The 17,163-nt window shown below is 68.2% G+C and carries 18 protein-coding genes; 13 read left to right on the top strand and 5 right to left on the bottom strand.

Features of this window, described 5'->3' with window-relative positions; all coding sequences use genetic code 11:
• Positions 1-6 precede the first annotated feature (6 nt).
• Positions 7-2,178 (top strand): bifunctional glycosyltransferase/CDP-glycerol:glycerophosphate glycerophosphotransferase, encoded by a 2,172-nt coding sequence (locus tag SM450_RS05145; RefSeq protein WP_474618512.1) that lies wholly within the window; start codon positions 7-9, stop codon positions 2,176-2,178.
• A gap of 156 nt (positions 2,179-2,334) precedes the next feature.
• Positions 2,335-3,651 (top strand): ABC transporter ATP-binding protein, encoded by a 1,317-nt coding sequence (locus SM450_RS05140; RefSeq protein ID WP_474618511.1) that lies wholly within the window; start codon positions 2,335-2,337, stop codon positions 3,649-3,651.
• Positions 3,652-3,698: 47 nt separating this feature from the next.
• Here SM450_RS05140 and SM450_RS05135 read toward each other — a convergent pair whose 3' ends face one another.
• A complete protein-coding gene (locus SM450_RS05135) occupies positions 3,699-4,046 on the bottom strand; it encodes a hypothetical protein (RefSeq protein ID WP_474618510.1) in 348 nt (115 codons plus the stop codon).
• Positions 4,047-4,193: 147 nt separating this feature from the next.
• Here SM450_RS05135 and SM450_RS05130 point away from each other — a divergent pair, with 147 nt between their 5' ends.
• Positions 4,194-4,994: a helix-turn-helix domain-containing protein gene (locus SM450_RS05130; protein ID WP_474618509.1), complete on the top strand. Its 801-nt coding sequence runs from the start codon at positions 4,194-4,196 to the stop codon at positions 4,992-4,994.
• Complete coding sequence (locus SM450_RS05125; RefSeq protein ID WP_474618508.1) at positions 4,985-5,173, top strand: DUF397 domain-containing protein; 189 nt, start codon at positions 4,985-4,987, stop codon at positions 5,171-5,173. Before SM450_RS05130 ends, SM450_RS05125 begins: the two co-directional genes overlap by 10 nt.
• 153 nt (positions 5,174-5,326) lie before the next feature.
• Here the strand turns inward: SM450_RS05125 and SM450_RS05120 are convergent, their stop codons facing one another.
• Positions 5,327-6,442 carry an FAD-dependent oxidoreductase gene (locus tag SM450_RS05120; RefSeq protein ID WP_474618507.1) on the bottom strand — a complete coding sequence of 372 codons (1,116 nt, stop codon included), beginning with the start codon at positions 6,440-6,442 and terminating at the stop codon, positions 5,327-5,329.
• A 102-nt stretch (positions 6,443-6,544) separates the two neighbouring features.
• Here SM450_RS05120 and SM450_RS05115 point away from each other — a divergent pair, with 102 nt between their 5' ends.
• The 8 genes from SM450_RS05115 (at position 6,545) to SM450_RS05080 (ending at position 15,217) form a co-directional block, all read left to right on the top strand.
• Positions 6,545-7,234 (top strand): TetR/AcrR family transcriptional regulator, encoded by a 690-nt coding sequence (locus SM450_RS05115; protein WP_474618506.1) that lies wholly within the window; start codon positions 6,545-6,547, stop codon positions 7,232-7,234.
• 271 nt (positions 7,235-7,505) lie between these two features.
• A complete protein-coding gene (locus tag SM450_RS05110; RefSeq protein ID WP_474618505.1) occupies positions 7,506-7,754 on the top strand; it encodes a type II toxin-antitoxin system Phd/YefM family antitoxin in 249 nt (82 codons plus the stop codon).
• Positions 7,755-7,767: 13 nt separating this feature from the next.
• The gene (locus tag SM450_RS05105; protein WP_474619016.1) at positions 7,768-8,130 is read left to right on the top strand and encodes a PIN domain-containing protein; all 363 of its coding nucleotides are present in this window, start codon (positions 7,768-7,770) and stop codon (positions 8,128-8,130) included.
• 371 nt (positions 8,131-8,501) lie between these two features.
• Positions 8,502-9,062, top strand: a complete 561-nt coding sequence (locus tag SM450_RS05100; protein WP_474618504.1) for a RipA family octameric membrane protein — start codon at positions 8,502-8,504, stop codon at positions 9,060-9,062.
• A gap of 234 nt (positions 9,063-9,296) precedes the next feature.
• Positions 9,297-11,456, top strand: a complete 2,160-nt coding sequence (locus SM450_RS05095) for a P-loop ATPase, Sll1717 family (RefSeq protein WP_474618503.1) — start codon at positions 9,297-9,299, stop codon at positions 11,454-11,456.
• 123 nt (positions 11,457-11,579) lie between these two features.
• Positions 11,580-12,047 carry a DUF4442 domain-containing protein gene (locus tag SM450_RS05090; RefSeq protein WP_474618502.1) on the top strand — a complete coding sequence of 156 codons (468 nt, stop codon included), beginning with the start codon at positions 11,580-11,582 and terminating at the stop codon, positions 12,045-12,047.
• Positions 12,048-12,095: 48 nt separating this feature from the next.
• Positions 12,096-12,848, top strand: a complete 753-nt coding sequence (locus tag SM450_RS05085; RefSeq protein WP_474618501.1) for a beta-phosphoglucomutase family hydrolase — start codon at positions 12,096-12,098, stop codon at positions 12,846-12,848.
• Positions 12,845-15,217, top strand: a complete 2,373-nt coding sequence (locus SM450_RS05080; RefSeq protein ID WP_474618500.1) for a glycoside hydrolase family 65 protein — start codon at positions 12,845-12,847, stop codon at positions 15,215-15,217. The genes SM450_RS05085 and SM450_RS05080 overlap by 4 nt, the downstream gene beginning before the upstream one ends.
• 57 nt (positions 15,218-15,274) lie before the next feature.
• On the opposite strand, the gene SM450_RS05075 is transcribed toward SM450_RS05080, so the two are convergent.
• Genes SM450_RS05075 through SM450_RS05065 form a run of 3 tightly spaced genes read right to left on the bottom strand, consistent with a single transcriptional unit; the run spans position 15,275 to position 16,225 of the window.
• Positions 15,275-15,457 carry a hypothetical protein gene (locus SM450_RS05075; protein WP_474618499.1) on the bottom strand — a complete coding sequence of 61 codons (183 nt, stop codon included), beginning with the start codon at positions 15,455-15,457 and terminating at the stop codon, positions 15,275-15,277.
• Positions 15,458-15,515: 58 nt separating this feature from the next.
• A complete protein-coding gene (gene trxA / locus SM450_RS05070) occupies positions 15,516-15,863 on the bottom strand; it encodes a thioredoxin (protein WP_474618498.1) in 348 nt (115 codons plus the stop codon).
• Positions 15,833-16,225: a MerR family transcriptional regulator gene (locus tag SM450_RS05065; RefSeq protein WP_474619015.1), complete on the bottom strand. Its 393-nt coding sequence runs from the start codon at positions 16,223-16,225 to the stop codon at positions 15,833-15,835. Before SM450_RS05065 ends, trxA begins: the two co-directional genes overlap by 31 nt.
• A gap of 275 nt (positions 16,226-16,500) precedes the next feature.
• Between SM450_RS05065 and SM450_RS05060 the strand changes: the two genes are divergently transcribed.
• Positions 16,501-17,154, top strand: a complete 654-nt coding sequence (locus tag SM450_RS05060) for a dienelactone hydrolase family protein (protein ID WP_474618497.1) — start codon at positions 16,501-16,503, stop codon at positions 17,152-17,154.
• Positions 17,155-17,163: the final 9 nt, after the last annotated feature.

The raw sequence follows: 17,163 nt of genomic DNA, 5'->3' as shown, positions 1-17,163 counted from the left end.
GCCGGCATGACCTTGATCAGCTTCGTCGTGCCGGCCTACAAGGTGCAGGGCTACCTGCGGGAATGCCTGGACTCGATCCTCGGGCAGCCGTTCGGCGACGTCGAGGTCATCGGGGTGGACGACGCCTCACCCGACGACAGCGGCGAAATCCTGGCCGAGTACGCGGACCGCGACCCCCGGGTCCACCCGGTCCGGCTCGCCGAGAACGTCGGGCTCGGTCCGGCCCGTAACGTCGGGCTGGACCGGGCCTCCGGCGACTACATGTGGTTCGTCGACGGGGACGACTGGCTGGTGCCCGGCTGCCTGCCGCACGTCGCCGACCGGCTCCTCGACACCCGCCCGGACGTGCTGATCGTGGACCATGTCCGGGCGCACTGGAACAACGTCGGCACCCGCAGCGCCATGCGGGACGTGTTCCCCACCCCGCCCGGCGCGGCGACGTTCGCGCTGCCGGAGCGGCCGGAGACGCTGCGGCTGCTGCACACCGCCTGGAACCGGCTGGTCCGCCGGGAGTTCCTGGTCGAGCGCGGGCTCCGCTTCGCCCCGGGCTGGTACGAGGACGTGTCGTTCAGCTACCCGGCGCTGATGGCCGCCGACCGGATCGGGGTGCTGGACCGGCTCTGTCTCAACTACCGGCAGCGGCGCACCGGCGCGATCACCCGCACCCGGGGTGACCGGCACTTCGAGGTCTTCGCCCAGTGGCACCGGGTGTTCGCGCTCATCGACACCTGGGGGATGGACGGGCTGCGGCCGGCGATCTTCGAGCGGATGATCTGGCACTACCTGACCGTGCTCGGCAACGGCGCGCGGATCGCGCCCGAGCTGCGGGCGCCGTTCTTCGCCCAGATGCACGCCGACTACCTCCAGTTCCGGCCGCCGGAGGGCTATCGGGTGCCACCCGGGGTGGAAGGGCTGAAGCACCGGCTGGTGGCGGCCGGCCGGTGGCGGACGTTCAGCGCGTTGCGCGGGGCGCACCAGACCGGGGAGACCGCCCGGCGGACGGCCGGCCGGGTCCGGCGGCGGTTGACGCCTGTGGCGCGGCGGGCGCGGAACAGCGCCTTGCGTGAGTACTACCGGGCCGAGACGCACCGGCCGATCGACCCGACACTCGCGGTGTACGCGGCGTACTGGTACCGGGGTTACTCGTGCAACCCGGCCGCCGTCTACGAGGCGGCACGCCGGCTCGCCCCGCAGGTGCGCGGCGTCTGGATCGTCCGGCGGGACCGGGTGGCCACGCTGCCGGCGGGCGTGGAGTACGTCGTCGCCGGCACCCGGGAGTGTTACCGGGTGCTGGCGCGGGCCCGCTGGCTGGTGAACAACGTCAACTTCCCGGACTTCGTCCGCAAGCGCCCCGGCTCGGTGCACGTGCAGACGCACCACGGCACGCCGGTGAAGGTGATGGGCCTGGACCAGCAGCGCTACCCGGTGGGCGCGATGGGCATGAACTTCGCCGGCCTGCTGCGCCGGGTGGACCGCTGGGACTACAGCGTCACCTCGAACAGCTTCTCCACCCAGATGTGGGAGCGGGCGTACCCGGCCGACTACACCACGCTTGAGGTCGGCTATCCGCGCAACGACCGGCTGGCCCGCGCCACCGCCGGGGAGTGCCGCCAGGTCCGTGCCGCGCTCGGCCTCGGGGAGGAGGAGTACGTGGTGCTCTACGCGCCCACCCACCGGGAGCACCTGCCCGGCTGGCGTCCACCGTTCGACCCGGACCTCATGCGCGACGTGCTCGGGCCGACCGGGCGGCTGTTGATGCGCAGCCACTACTTCCACGACCGGGAGCGACGGCCGCGCGGGCCGGCGGCGGGCGGGGTGCTCGACGTCAGCGCCCACGATCGGGTCGAGGACCTCTATCTGGCGGCGGACGTGCTTGTCACAGACTATTCCTCGGCGATGTTCGACTACGCGGTGCTGGACCGGCCGATCGTGGTCTACGCCCCGGACTGGGACGCGTACCGGGTGGCCCGGGGCGTCTACTTCGACCTGCTGGCCGAGCCGCCGGGCGCGGTCGCCACGGATTTCCCCGGGCTGCTTGACCTCTTCCGTTCCGGCGCGGTGCGCGGCGGGACGGCCGAGCGGGCCCGGGCGGCGTTCCGGGCCCGGTTCTGCGCGCTCGACGACGGGCGGGCCGCCGAGCGGGTGGTACGCCGGGTGTTTCTTGACGAACCGGTCTGAAAGTGGTTACTCGCAGGTCACTTAACGATGGAGCCCGACGATTACCCCGTAATAGGACTGTCACGAGCCGAACATGGCACGTTTACCCGATGTGCGAACACCATGATCCTGGCCACAGTCATTCCCGGGTTCGGGCGAGCGACTGGGGAGGTGACGGTGAGCACCGTCGCGCTCAAAGATGTCACGAAGGTGTTCCAGGACGGCACGATCGCGGTCGACACCATAAATCTGGACGTCAACGATGGTGAGTTCATGGTCCTGCTCGGCCCCTCGGGCTGCGGCAAGTCCACCGTGCTGCGGATGGTGGCCGGGCTGGAGGATCCGACCTCGGGCGCGGTCCTGCTCGACGGCGAACTCGCAAACGATCTACCACCGCGGGACCGGAAGATCGCCATGGTCTTCCAGGACTTCGCGCTCTATCCGCACATGACCGTCGGCGACAACATCGGCTTTCCGCTGCGCCTGAGCGGCGTCGAGCCCGGACCGCGCGGCGAGCGGATCCAGGACGTGGCAGGCGCTCTCGGCATCGGCGACGTGCTCGCGCGCAAGCCGAGCCAGCTCTCCGGCGGCCAGCGGCAGCGGGTGGCCATGGGGCGCGCGATCGTGCGCCGGCCCGGCCTCTTCCTGATGGACGAGCCGCTGTCCAACCTCGACAGCGGCCTGCGCGCCGAGCTGCGCGCGGAGATCTCCGGGCTCACCCGTGAGCTGGGCGTCACCACCATCTACGTCACCCACGACCAGGCCGAGGCGCTCACCATGGCCGACCGGGTCGCCATCATGCGCAAGGGCGTGCTCCAGGACGTGGGCACCCCCACCCAGGTGTACGGGCGGCCGGCGACGCTCTACGTCGCCGCGTTCCTCGGCAGCCCCCGGATGAACCTGCTGGAGGCGTCGGTCTATGTCCACCTCGACCGGTACATCGCGCTGAATCTCGGTGAGCAGTCGCTCTACCTGCCCTGGGACGACATCCGCAGCCGCGCCGTGGCGCACTACCACGGCGAGCGGATCGTGGTCGGCCTGCGCGCCGAGGCGCTGACGCCGGTGGCTCCCGACACCGCAGGCGACGTGCTGCACGGCCGGATCCGCTACCTGGAGCACCACGGCCACGAGTCGCTTGCCTTCCTCGACATCGGCGCCACCGCGATCGTCGTCGACGAGATGGGCACCCCGGTCGAGCGGAGCGCGCCCGGGGTGCGCAGTCTGCGCCGGTTCGGCCAGGTGATGCAGCGGCTCACCGGACGGGCGGCGGAGCCCGCCCCGCCGGAGCCCGCCCCGAGCGGCGGGGGCGGCGGCAACCGCACGAGCGTGCTGCCCGACCCGGGCCGGCACCACCGCCGCCCGGCGGAGCTGGCGGTGCGGCTCGCGCCCTACCCGCAGGTGTCGTCCGGGCACCCGCTGGCGGTGCAGGTGCGGATGGACGCGCTGCACTTCTTCGACGAGCGAGGCGACCGCATCGACATCGGCTGGAGGTGAAAGGCGGGGGCCCCGCTTAACGCATTTGGTATAGGCGGGGGCCCCGCTTAACACCCGTCGGGCGGCGGCGCGATGATCGGGCGGCGGTGCGGGCCCCAGGCGACGAAGCGGGCGAACATGTCGGTGGGGGAGGGCGCGTCCGCCGGGTTGAGTCGGTAGAGGTCGCGCGTCGCCTCGTAGAGCAGCCCGCACAGATAGATCGACAGGCCGATCTGGTTGTCCTCGTACTCGCTCCGGAGCAGCAGGCGGGCGGTCGCGCACGGCCACGGCTGGCCGCACGCCCGGCAGCACCACATCGGGCGCAGCGGCGTGTGCGGCGTGGCGTGCCCGGGGTACGCGCGAGGGCGGTCCCCCGCCGGCCCTTCCGGCGGCTGTCCGAGCTGGTGACTGATCACGTGGCGCTCCTCGCGTTCGCGGGTTCCGGACGAATCCGGCTTCGCTGCGTGACAGTCTCGTCACCGCCTCGCTAGGGTCGGAAGGCGTTCCACCCCCACATCACCGGCTGTCCGACCGACAGTCCTTTCGTGTGCAGAGGTGTGCAGATGAGCCGTGCGTCGTTGTGGGAACTCTTCGCCGGTGAGCTGCGCCGGCTCCGCACCGATGCCGAGCTGACCCAGGAGGCGCTGGCCGAGCGGGTGAGCTATTCGCCGTCGCTTGTGGCGGCCGTGGAGCAGTGCCGCCGCGCGCCGCGCGCCGAGTTCACCGAGCGCTGCGACGAGGTGCTGCACGGCGGCGGCCTGCTGGTCCGCATCCGGGCCGCGCTGGTGCGGGAGTCGCTGCTTCCGTGGTTCCGCGAGTGGGTGGGCATCGAGCAGGAGGCGACTGCGCTCCGCAGCTTCCAACCGCTGGTGATCCCCGGCCTGTTGCAGACCGAGGAGTACGCCCGCGCGTTGCACGAGGGCGCGAGCCCGCTTGTCGGGGAGGCGCTGGAACAACAGGTGGCCGCACGGATGGCTCGGCAGGCGGTGCTGGAGAAGCCCGCGCCGCCGCAGTTCGTGGCCGTGCTCGACCACTCGGTGCTGGCCCGCCCGGTGGGCGGACCGAAGGTGATGCGCGAGCAGTTGGCGCACCTGGTCGAGATGGGTCGCCGGCCGCGGGTGCACCTGCACGTGGTGCCCGAGACGGTCGGGTCCTACCCCCGGCTCAACGGCGCGTTCGTGCTCGCCACCCCGGCGGACGGCGACGACGTGGGCTACCTCGACAACCAGTTGCACGGCTCCATCGTGGAGCGTGCGACGGACGTAAAATCGCTGCGGCAGACCTGGGAGTCGGTCCGCGCGGAGGCGATGCCGCACGGGGCGACCCTGGCGGCGATCTCGGAGGCGGCGAAACGATGGAGCTGACCGGCGCGACCTGGCGTAAGAGCACCCGCAGCAGCGGAAACTCCGGCAACTGCGTGGAGGTGGCGGACAACCTGCCCGGCGTGGTCGGGGTCCGCGACAGCAAGGACCGGCGGGGGCCGGCGCTGACGTTCACACCGGCGAGTTGGGCGGCGTTCGTCGCGTACACCAGGCGCGCCTGACCCCCGACGCCGCGCCTGCGGCGTGATCGACTCCAGTTCGGCGAAGTGGCGGTATGCCTCGGCCGGGGACACCGCCACTTCGCCGAGCTGGCGAAACGCCTCGGCCGGGTTACCGCCACCTCGCCGAGGTGGTGCGGCCACCGCCGATGATGCTCAAACGCTGGCGGCCGGCTCGGTCTCCCGTCGCGAAAAGAAGCGGACGATGTCGGCGGCTGCGGTGGCGGACAGCATCATCGCCTGGACCCGCCTGCACATCTCCGCGATCGGCTGGATCCTGGCGAACATCGCTTCCTCGTACACCTGGATGGCCGACGCGGGATCGGCGGCGAACGCCGCGGCCAGCTCGGCGGCGTCGAGCATCGCCTGGTTGGCGCCCTCGCCGACCGGCGGCATGAGGTGCGCGGCGTCGCCGATCAGGGTGATGCCCGGTCGATGGTCCCAGCGCGCACCGACGGGCATCGCCTCGATCCGGCGCGGGATCGGGGCGCCGTCGCCGGCTTCGATGAGGGCGGTGAGGCGGGGATTCCAGCCGTCGAACAGGTCCAGCAGGGCCCGCTTGTCGCGGTAGGCGTCGAGGTCGCGGTCGTCCGCCGGCAGGGAGATCCCGACCCGGACGCTGCCGTCGCCGAGGCGCTGCGCGCACAGGACCTGGCGCACGCCGATGCACCAGAAGTTGCCGGGCCCGATCATCTCGGCGAGCGTCGGGTGGCGCCTGTCGATGTCGCTGATGTTGAGTTCCACATGGGCGGAGACGGCGGACAGGGTGGTGTCGGTCAGCAGCGGCCGGACGACCGAGCGTGCGCCGTCCGCGCCGACGAGGACGTCACAGCCGGCGCGGTGGCCACCGTCGAACGTCAGCTCGAACCCCCCGCCGGGCCGGGGCGCCGCCGCGACGAGCCGGCGGCCCCACACCACCGTGTCCTCGGGGAGCGAGTCGAGCAGCAGGTCACGCAACACGGTCCGGTCGATCTCGGGACGCCCGTCGAACGAGCCGGGCTGTGGCTCGTGGTGCAGGAGGACGCGGCCGTCCGGGTCGAGGATGCGGTGCTCCTCGCCCTGCGGGCGTGCCTCGGACCGGAAGCGGGCTTCGAGACCGGCCGCGGCCAGGGCGTGCTGCCCGGACTCCGGGTGCAGGTCGAGCGATCCGCCCTGCGTCCGCGAGGCACGGTGCGGCTCCCGTTCATACACCACCGAGGCGATGCCCTGCCGGTGCAGGATGCGGGCCAGCGTCAAGCCGCCCATGCCGCCGCCGGCGATTGCGATTCGCATCGTCATCTCCCTTGCCGTACGATGTATTTCATGGATACGCCGTACGGTAACGTACCTCTGTCGGTCTGGGAAAGGCCCGAGCCCCAGCCCCGAGCGGCACCGGTGGCGCTGAGCCGCGCGAAGATCGCCACCACGGCGATGCAACTCGCCGACGCGCACGGTCTCGACGGGCTGTCGCTACGCAAGCTCGCCAAGGAGTTGGGCGTCGGCCCGATGCGGCTCTACGACTACGTGGTCAACCGGTCCGAGCTGCTCGACCTGATGGTCGACTCGGTCTACGCCCGGATCGCGAAGGCCGCCGGGATCGCCGAAGCCGCCGGTCTCGCCGAGTCCGGCCGGCTACCCGAGGCCGAAGGCTGGCGCGACACGGTGGTGGCCATCGCCCGGGCGACCCGCGAGGCCGCCCTCGACCATGAATGGCTCGTCGACCTGCTCGGCGCGCGACCACACCTGGGGCCACACGCGCTCGCCGTCGGCGAGGCCACCGCCGCCGCGCTCAGCCAGGCCCCCGGCGTACGCGACACCGGCGATCTTCAGCGGGCCTCGGGCGCCCTCGGCGCGTTCCTCGTCGGCGCGCTCCGCCGGGAGATCACCGAGCGCCGCACCGCGCGGGCCACCGGCACCGACGTGTCCGCGTGGCAGTCCGCGCTCGGCCCCTACCTGAGGCGCATGCTCGACACCGGCCGCTATCCCACCATGGCCCGGCTCGTCGTCGACGGCGCCCACCTCGACGCCGAGGAGACCTTCCTCCACAACCTGAGCACCATCCTGAACGGCGTCGCCGAGTCATGAGCCCGTTCGCCCCAAAGTCGATGGTCATCGAGGGTCCGCCGCGGAGTGGGAAGGTGTACGTAGAGGAGAATCTGTGGGTCAGCACCGCTGGCTCATAGGTTCCGCGCTTGATGTCCTGTTGTCTCTTAATAAGAGACATTTGTACGTGCAGCGGAGATCATTGTCTTTTATTAAGAGACAATGAGACATCCGGGGCGTGGCCCGGCGATCGGTCTCCGCGAGGGCGGGCAACCTAGGAGACGTTTGTAGCACAAGTGCTACCCTGGGACACGTGCATGAGATTGGGCTGCGGGAGATGCGTCAGAACGCCAGCGACCTGGTGCGCCGGGCGCAGGCTGGCGAACGTGTGACGATCACCGTAGCCGGGCGGCCCGCGGCCGTGCTCGGTCCCGTCAGTCCCCGAGCCTGGCGCGAGTGGGACGACCTTGCCGGCATATTCGATCAACCCACGGATCCAGGGTGGGCAGATGATCGGGACCTGCTCGACGGCGCCGTCGCCGATCCGTGGTCACAGCGGTGAACCGGGCCCAGCGGTGAGCCGGGGCATCCTCGACACCAGCATCCTCATCGCCACCGATGTGACCCCGATTCCCGGCGAACTGGCCATCAGCGTCGCCAGCATCGCCGAACTCCAGTTCGGTGTCCTGGTCGCGAAGAACGCCGAAGCGAGGGCGCTCCGGTTGGCGCGGCTGAGCGCCATCCAGCGTCGATTTGATCCGCTTCCCATTGACGAAGCCATCGCCGACAGCTATGCGCGCCTGGCCGCCCGTGTCGTCGAGAACGGCCGCCAGCCACGCGCCAGGGTGATGGACCTGCTCATCGCCGCAACCGCACACGCCCACGATGCCGCCGTTTACACCCGCAACGCCGACGACCTCGCCGGGCTCGAAGACTGATCACGATCCGCGCCATCTGACCTCGCAGCCTGCCCTGACGGCATCCAGCAAGGGCCGTAGAGGCCTTTCGTGTGCTGAGCGGCGAGCTACCTGGCCGGTAGGCCGGTCGAGCCAGGTCAGACGGTGCGGGAGGGTGCTGGTTCAGGATCGCGTGCACCGTCGAGTCGGGAAACCCGAGTAGCGGTCCGAGCTGCCGCAGCCGGAGTTCGCGTTCTTGGCGCAGATGGGGATTCCTTGGGCAGATGTTGGACGGGCTCAGCAGCGTGCAACCCTTCGGCATATGCGGAACGGGAAGTCAACCCCGCGGCGCAGAGTGACTAGATGTTTACCCAACTGTAGAGAAGGATCCCCGCGGCAGCCATCATGCCCTGATGACCATGGCGAGGCGCGCCGGAGCGGTATTTAGCCGCCGCCAAGCATCATTCGCAGAGATCCGGGAAGGGCTTTGGACACCCCTCGACGAATCCGCCTATAGGGGCTCAGGAGAAAAGTATCAGGCCGCGATTCTAGAACAATACAAGGTGTATTGCGAGATGGCCGACAGGGTTACGGCACGTCGCGGACTCCACAACACATTCTTCTTGACATCCAATACAAGCATTGTCGTCGTCGCCACGGCTTTTATGTCGAAGATTAAGGAAGGGGAAGTGATCGCACTAATCATTCCCCTTTTGGTGCTTATTCTTCAATGTGTTGCATGGTTCTGGGTGCTTCGATCTTACAGACAGTTAACTTCTGCAAAGTACCGTGTAATAGGGGCGATGGAGGAGCGGTTGCCAGCCTCGCCCTACTGGTCGGCAGAGTGGAAAGCGGTTGGCTCTGGTAGGGACATGTCGATATATTGGCCGCTCACTCGATTGGAGCAATGGGTGCCTATCATCTTCGGCTGCGCCTATATCGCCCTATTTGCTACGGCAGTCGCAGTGGCTTAAATGCGAGTTCATCGATCACATTCGACCACCGGAGATGTTATGGAAGAGCTCTTTTTCGGCTACAGTGCTCGTCCAGCGATTCTAAGTGAAACGATGCGTACAACGGCTGCTGCACTTAGCGATGGTTCCGCTACCATACGCGCCGTAAGCTGGGAAGATTTAGTTGTCGATGGTCGACTCATTATTAACGAAGTAGAGGGTGCGATAAACCAATGCACTCTAGGTCTCTTTGAGTTGTCCACGCTTAGCGACAATGTACTTTTTGAACTAGGGCTGGCAATCGGCAAGCGCAAACGCGTCGGCATTCTTCTCGACTCGCAGGACGCACGTGCCAACAAGAATCTCCGAGACCTTGCCCTTCTGACCACCACGGGTATAACGCCTTATCGAAACGTCTTAGATCTAGTCACCAAGATTTCTGATCTTACCGACCTGGACACGCCTCCTCTGTGGGATGACTTGACAGGGGGAGTAGCCCTCCCTCCGGTTGATGCATGCAGAATCTTCTACATGCCGAGCTTTAAGGAAGACGATGCAAGCCAGCGTCTTTCCAGAGTTCTCGACTCGTATGATCGATTCGAGGTCACGACGGTCGACATGGATGAGTACGGCGGCTCGCCGTTGGCGTGGTTCGCGGAGCAGATATATACCTCGGCAAGCGCGATATTCCACATGACGCCTGAAAGAGCGTTTCTTTCGGAAACGTCAAATGCTAGGGCCTCCCTATTAGCAGGAATGGCTCGAGGTCTTGGCCGAGACGTGGTCATTGTCATGGAGGATACGGCAAGGCCCGCCATTGATTATCGCGACCTGGCACTCCACTACCGCAACGCAGTAGACCTTGAGAAGCAGGCCATTGTATGGATGGAGGCATTACGCTCGTCTACCCCCATGGGTGCCAGCAGGGTGCGGAGGCATATCAGCGTAGAATTGTCTGCCCTTCGCTTCGGGAACCATGTCGCTGAGAGCGACCAGGATGGTTTGGAGCAGTACTTCGTAGAGACTAGAGACTTTCGGGATGTAGTTGACTCGGCCGCCACTATCTTCACAGGGAAGAAGGGGACTGGGAAAACCGCAAACATGCTTCAAGCGGCTGAGTTGTTAAAATCGGATGCGAGAAACTTGGTCTGCGCGATAAAGCCCGCGAGTTATGAGCTCGAAGCTCTTCTCGATGTTCTGCGGCGCATTAGCTCTCGTCACTTGGGTGACTATCTTATCGAGGGATTGTGGAAGTACCTAATCTACACCGAGGTTGCGGCGCGGGCGGTTGACGAAGCTGAAAAGCGACCCGCCGGGATTTCTAGTGGCTCAGCCATGGACCAGTTGCGGACCCACATGGAAGAGCAGCATCGGGGCGTTGATGCGAGTTTCTCTGTCCGCCTCGACATGCTGGTAAGATCGCTCGAACTTGTACTGAACGAAGGAATCGATGAGAGTCAGGTCGAATCTGCTCGCCAGAAAGTCAATACGGCACTTTATAGTAACACTCTGAGGAATCTTCGCGGCCTTCTAGGCGCAGCGCTAAGTGATCGCAACCGTATCGCTGTCTTGGTCGACAATCTTGATAAGGCCTGGCAGCGGGGCGCCGATCTGGAACTCCTTTCGCGTCTGCTACTGGGTCTCCTCACTGTTGTCGGAAGAATAGTAGACGAGTTCAAGAGGGACAGCCCGAAAAAGTCTGCGCTGAACGTCACGCTCACCGTCTTCCTCCGGAGCGACATCTTTGCGTATGTGCGCGAGCACGCCCGGGAACCCGATAAGATCAGCACCGCTGAAATCGAGTGGCGTGACACGGACCTTCTGGCGCGTGTGCTAGAAGACCGCTTCATGGCCTCAAAGCCGAACGTCACCGCAGAGGACTTGTGGGAGCATGCCTTCGTTCCGCGCGTCAAGAACATGCCGACCAGAGAGTATCTGCTGTCGCGCGTCCAGCCCCGACCACGCGACCTTGTCTTCTTTGCAAATGCCGCGCTTCTTCGGGCCAGTAACGCGAAGCATGAACAAGTCGAAGAGAGAGACATCCTTGAGGCTGAGGCGGAGTACAGCACTTTTGCCTTCCTGGCGCTCCTAGTCGAAGGCGTTGCTGCCAAAATCGATTTAGAGCAGGTGCTTTACGAATTTGCTGGGGAAAAGTCAATAGTCACCGAAGCGCGGTTGAATCGAATTCTGAAGGAAGTAAAAGATATCGGCAGTATAGAATATCTAGTCGCCACGTTGAGGCGACTGGGGTTTCTAGGAATTGAAACGAGTGAGAAGTATTTCGACTTCGGCGGAACGGAAGGCGAAATGCGTAAAGCTAATGTGCTTTCAAGGAAGCTCACCAAAGCCTACCGCAAACCCCAGCGCTACCAGATTCATCCGGCCTATCGCGCGTACCTTGAGATTGAGGAATGATCAATTCGTATTGCGGACCGTTTAAGCGCGGTATCCCGGCAGTAAGTGGCTCAATGGTGGCGGTTCCGGATCTGGGAGGTGGGTCATCTTGTCGGCATGGTTACTGGCGAGTAGCGTTCGGGCATGTCCATCGACTCGCGGCAGGTGGCGGCGGCCCTCCTCGAAGCCGTGCCGTTCGCCCGTACCCTCGGAATCGAGATCGTCGAGGTCGCGCCCGAGGCCGACGGCGGAGTCCGGGCCGTGGTCCGGCTCCCCGACGACCCGGCGCACCACAACCACGTGGGCGGCCCCCACGCCGGCGCCACGTTCACGCTCGGTGAGACCGCGTCCGGCGCGGTGGTGATGGCCGCCTTCGGGCAGGTGCTCGACCGGGCCGCACCCCTGGCCGTGAACGCGACCATCGGCTACCGCAAGGTGGCGATGGGCCCGGTGCTGGCCACGGCTCGGCTCGGGCGTCCGCCGGCCGACGTGCTGGCCGAGCTGGACGCCGGGCGGCGGCCCGAGTTCCCGGTCGAAGTGGAGATCGGCACCGAGGACGGCACCGTCACCACGTCACTTACCGTGACGTGGACGCTACGCCCGCGCCGCTGACGCCCCGAATCGTGTTTGCCCGGTGAGCCGCCTGGATAGATTCAAACAATGCTGGGCCTACCCGCGCACGTGACCGCGTGTCTCTTCGATCTGGACGGTGTGCTGACGCAGACCGCCAAGGTGCACAACGCCGCCTGGGCGGAGACGTTCGACGCGTTCCTGCGGCGCCGGTCGGACGAGACCGGCGAGCCGTTCCGCCCGTTCGACCCCGGACCGGACTACAACCGGTATGTGGACGGCAGACCGCGCGCCGACGGGGTGCGCTCATTCCTGGAATCGCGCGGCATCACGCTGCCGGAGGGCACCCCCGACGACCCGCCGGACGCGGACACCGTCAACGGCGTCGGCAACCGCAAGAACGTCGTCCTGCTCCAACGGATCGAACACGACGGCGTCGAGGTCTACGACGGCTCGGTGCGCTACCTGGAGGCCGCGACCCGGGCCGGGCTGCGCCGCGCGGTCGTCTCGGCGAGCGCCAACTGCGAGGCCGTGGTGCACGCCGCAGGGTTGGACCGCTGGCTCGAAGCCCGCGTCGACGGGGTTGTCGCCCGCCAACAAAAGCTTCAGGGCAAGCCGCACCCGGACACGTTCGTCGAAGGCGCGCGGATGCTCGGCGTCGAGCCGGCGCAGGCCGCCGTCTTCGAGGACGCGCTCGCCGGCGTGGCCGCCGGGAAGGCGGGCGGCTTCGGGTACGTGATCGGCGTCGACCGGGTCGGCCAGGCCGACGAGCTGCGCGCGCACGGCGCCGACGTGGTTGTCACCGACCTCGCCGACCTGCTGGCCACGGAGCCGGCCGCGTGATCCGGGAACGGTCCTACCCGGTCGAGCCCTGGCACATCCGCGAGGTGCGGCTCGACATGGACGTGCTGGCCCAGTCCGAGTCGGTCTTCGCGCTCTCCAACGGGCACATCGGGCTGCGCGGCAACCTCGACGAGGGTGAGCCGCACGGCCTGCCCGGCACCTACCTGAACTCGTTCTTCGAGCTGCGTCCGCTGCCGTACGCGGAGGCCGGCTTCGGCTTCCCCGAGTCCGGGCAGACCATCGTCAACGTCACGAACGGCAAGCTCATCCGGCTGCTCGTCGACGACGAGCCCCTCGATGTCCGCTACGGCGAGCTGCTCGCCCACGAGCGGGTCCTCGACATGCGCGCCGGCACGCTCCAGCGGGAGCTGCACTGGCGTTCCCCGGCCGGCCGCGAGGTCAAGGTCCGCAGCACCCGGCTGGTGTCGTTCACCCACCGCTCGGTCGCGATGATCAACTATGAGGTGGAGGCGGTCGACGGGCCGCTGCGGCTGATCCTCCAGTCCGAGCTGGTGGCCAACGAGTCGCTGCCGCCGCAGAGCCGCGACCCGCGCGTGGCCGCCGTGCTTGAGTCACCGTTGCAGGCGGAGGAGGAGCTGACCACCGACGACGGCGGCCTGCTCATCCACCGCACCAAGGTCAGCGGCCTGCGGGTCAGCGCCGGCATGAGCCACGACGTGCACGGCCCGGAACACACCACAATCGAAACCGAGGGGTACGAGGACTGGGTCCGCACCACAATCGGCTGCGTGCTCAAACCCGGCGAGAAACTGCGGGTGGTCAAGTACCTGACGTACGGCTGGTCCAGCCGGCGGTCCCTGCCGGCGCTTCGCGACCAGGTCGGCGCGGCCCTGTCCTCCGCCCGGCTCGACGGCTGGGACGGGCTTCGCCGCGCGCAGCGGGAATACCTCGACGAGTTCTGGGACGCCGCCGACGTGCGCGTCGAGGGCGACCCGGAGGTCCAGCAGGCGGTCCGGTTCGGCCTCTTCCACGTGCTCCAGGCCGGCGCCCGCGCGGAACGGCGGCCCATCTCGGCCAAGGGCCTCACCGGCCCCGGGTACGACGGCCACGCGTTCTGGGACACCGAGATGTTCGTGCTGCCGGTGCTGACGTACACGCAGCCGAGCGCGGTGAAGGACGCGTTGCAGTGGCGCTACGACACCATGGCCCAGGCGCAGGAACGGGCCCGCACGTTGAACCTCCAGGGCGCCGCGTTCCCGTGGCGCACCATCGAGGGCCCGGAGTCGTCGGCGTACTGGCCGGCCGGGACCGCCGCGTTCCACATCGCCGCCGACATCGCCGACGCGCTGCGCCGCTACGTGCTCGTCACCGGCGACGAGGCGCTGGAGCGGGACATCGGGCTGGAACTGCTTGTCGAGACGGCCCGGCTGTGGCGCTCGCTCGGTCACCACGACCGCGCCGGCCGGTTCCACATCGACGGGGTGACCGGCCCGGACGAGTACACCGCGGTCAAGAACGACAACGTCTACACCAACCTGATGGCCCAGCGGAACCTGCTCACCGCCGCCGACTGCGCGATGCGCTACCGGGACCAGGCCCTCGACCTCGGCGTCACCGAGGAGGAGGCCGCCGCCTGGCGGGACGCCGCACAGGACATGCACGTCCCGTACGACTCCGAGATTGACGTGCACGAGCAGGTGGAGGGCTTCACCCGGTTGCAGGAGTGGGACTTCGAGCACACGCCGCCGGAGAAGTACCCGCTGCTGCTGCACTACCCGTACTTCGACCTGTATCGCAAGCAGGTGGTCAAGCAGGCCGACCTGGTGCTGGCCATGCACTGGCGGGGCGACGCGTTCAGCGCCGCCGAGAAGCTGCGCAACTTCACCTACTACGAGCGCCGCACCGTACGCGACTCGTCGCTGAGCGCCTGCACCCAGGCGGTCCTCGCCGCCGAGGTGGGCTTCCCCGAGCTGGCCCACCGCTATCTGCGCGAGGCCGCGCTGATGGACCTGCACGACCTGAACGAGAACACCCGCGACGGGGTGCACATGGCCTCGCTGGCCGGCTCCTGGATCGCGCTCGTCGCCGGCTTCGGCGGGTTGCGCGACCACGACGGGACGCTTTCCTTCGCACCCCGGCTCTCCAGCCGGCTCAGCCGCCTGGAGTTCTCGTTGCAGTGGCGGTCGATGCGGCTGCGCGTCGACGTCCGGCCGCACCAGACGACATACTCGCTGCGCAACGGCGGGCCGGACACGGTGCTGGAACTGCTGCACCACGGCGAGCCGTTGCGGGTCACGAGCGCCCAACCGGTCACCGTGCCGGTGCCGCAGAAACACGAGTCGGGGCCGCAGCCGGAGCAGCCCCCGGGCCGCGCGCCGCTGATGCACCTGCCGGAACACGCCGGCTGACCGGTTCCCGCCGGACCGAGCGGCCCCGCGTCGACGGGGCCGCTCGGTGTGCGTATCTCAGAACTGGCGTCCGTTCGACGGACGCCCGCCGGCGTCCCGCGGCGCCACGGCCCGCGGATCGTCGGGGGTACGCGCCGACGCGGCGCGGTCGGCCCACTCCGGCGAGCCTTCCAGCTCCTGTTCGCGGCGCTTCTGGTCGCTGGGTTCCCGCTCCCGGGACCTGTCCTGTTTCGCCATCATGAGCCTCGCGATCGGTCGGGTTCCGTGGTCACCCCGCGCGTTCCCACCCGGCGGTGGCTCAACCGTCCAGGTGGCGGGCGAAGCTCTGCCGCAGGTGGTTCTTCGGCCGGGAACCGACTGTCGAGCCGACCACCTGGCCGTCGCGGAAGACGAGCATGGTCGGCGCGGACATCACCTGGTAGGCCCGGGCGGTGGTGGGATTCTCGTCGATGTTCAGCGCGACGAACCGCAGCGCGTCGCCGAACTCCTCGGCCAGCTCGGCCAGGTGCTTCGACACCACCCGGCACGGCGGGCACCATTCGGCCCAGAAGTCGATCACGACCGGGCGGTCGGCGGCCAGCACGGTTTCCGCGAACGTAGCGTCGGTGACCGCGGTCAGTCCGCCGGTCTGCGTGTCCTGAGGCATGTTTCCTCCCGATAGGTGATCGCGCGGGCGAGCTGGTCGTGCAACCGGCGGCGGACCGTGCCGAGCCGGTCGAGGTAGTCGTCCACCTCGGCGAGCTTGCGCCGCAGCACCGCCACCGAGTCGGGGCAGACGTCGCCGGAGTCGTGCCCGGCGCGGAGACAGGCGACGAACGGGCGGATGTCGTCCAGCCCGAAGCCGATCGCCAGCAGGGAGCGGATCTCGTGCACGACGCGCAGCTCCGCGTCGTCGTAGATCCGGTAACCGTTCGCGGACCGGCGTGGCCGGACCAGCCCGTGGGTCTCGTAGTAGCGCAGTGTCCGGGTGCTCGTACCGGCCCGCTCCGCCAGCTCCCCGATCCGCATCAGCGCCTCCCGCCCCATCTGTCCCACGGCAGACGCTAAACCTTGCCGCCGACGTCAACGCAACCCGCGCCGGCCCGCCTGCCCCGGCCTGGCCCCGGCCTGGCCCCGGCCTGGCCCCGGCCTGGCCCCGGCCTGGCCCCGGCCTGGCCCCGGCCTGGCCCCGGCCTGGCCCCGGCGATCATGAAGTTGGCGGCATGGGGGAGCGCTCTCTGCCCCGCTAACTTCATGATCGCCGGGGAGGGGGGTAAGGGGGAGGTGGAGCGGGGGGTGAGGGTGTGCGGGAGATTTCGGTGCCGGTGGTGGAGGGCGGGCTCGTCGGGGACGTCTCCGTTCCCTCGGGAGCCGGCGGAGTCGTGTTGTTCGCCCACGGGAGCGGCAGTTCGCGGCACAGCCCGCGCAACGTGGCGGTGGGGCAGGCCCTCAACGCGCGCGGGCTGGGCACGGTGCTCGTCGACCTGCTGACGATCGACGAGGAGGCGCAGGACGAGGTGACCGCCCACCTGCGCTTCGACATCGGGATGCTCGCCGAGCGGCTGGCCGGCATCGTCGACTGGATGGGTGCCGACCCGGAGCTGGGCCGCCTGCCGATCGGGCTCTTCGGCGCGAGCACCGGCGCAGCCGCCGCCCTGGTCGCCGCAGCGGCCCGGCCGGACCGGGTGGGCGCGGTGGTCTCCCGGGGCGGACGGCCGGACCTGGCCGGCAGCTCACTGACGGCGGTACGGGCACCGACGCTGCTGCTCGTCGGCGGGCTGGACGAAGAGGTGATCGTGCTCAACGAGCAGGCGCGGGACGAGCTGGGCGAGGTGGCCGAGCTGCGCGTCGTGCCCGGCGCGACCCACCTCTTCGAGGAGCCCGGCACGTTGGAGCAGGTGGCCGACCAGGCCGGCACCTGGTTCGTCACCCACCTGCGGCAACCCCATCCGGCCTGAGCGGGGCGG

The organism is Micromonospora marincola, assembly GCF_056150385.1.
The sequence above is the reverse complement of the archived record's forward strand: the minus strand, read 5'-3'. Positions and strand labels throughout refer to the sequence as shown.

Excerpts from the sequence above, each read along its gene's own strand:
- SM450_RS05145 (WP_474618512.1), top strand. The coding sequence starts at position 7 with ATGACCTTGATCAGCTTCGTCGTGCCGGCCTACAAGGTGCAGGGCTAC.
- SM450_RS05130 (WP_474618509.1), top strand. The coding sequence starts at position 4,194 with ATGAGCCGTGCGTCGTTGTGGGAACTCTTCGCCGGTGAGCTGCGCCGG.
- SM450_RS05125 (WP_474618508.1), top strand. The coding sequence starts at position 4,985 with ATGGAGCTGACCGGCGCGACCTGGCGTAAGAGCACCCGCAGCAGCGGA.
- SM450_RS05120 (WP_474618507.1), bottom strand. The coding sequence starts at position 6,442 with ATGCGAATCGCAATCGCCGGCGGCGGCATGGGCGGCTTGACGCTGGCC.
- SM450_RS05100 (WP_474618504.1), top strand. The coding sequence starts at position 8,502 with ATGACCATGGCGAGGCGCGCCGGAGCGGTATTTAGCCGCCGCCAAGCA.
- SM450_RS05090 (WP_474618502.1), top strand. The coding sequence starts at position 11,580 with ATGTCCATCGACTCGCGGCAGGTGGCGGCGGCCCTCCTCGAAGCCGTG.
- SM450_RS05085 (WP_474618501.1), top strand. The coding sequence starts at position 12,096 with ATGCTGGGCCTACCCGCGCACGTGACCGCGTGTCTCTTCGATCTGGAC.
- SM450_RS05075 (WP_474618499.1), bottom strand. The coding sequence starts at position 15,457 with ATGATGGCGAAACAGGACAGGTCCCGGGAGCGGGAACCCAGCGACCAG.
- trxA (WP_474618498.1), bottom strand. The coding sequence starts at position 15,863 with ATGCCTCAGGACACGCAGACCGGCGGACTGACCGCGGTCACCGACGCT.
- SM450_RS05065 (WP_474619015.1), bottom strand. The coding sequence starts at position 16,225 with ATGCGGATCGGGGAGCTGGCGGAGCGGGCCGGTACGAGCACCCGGACA.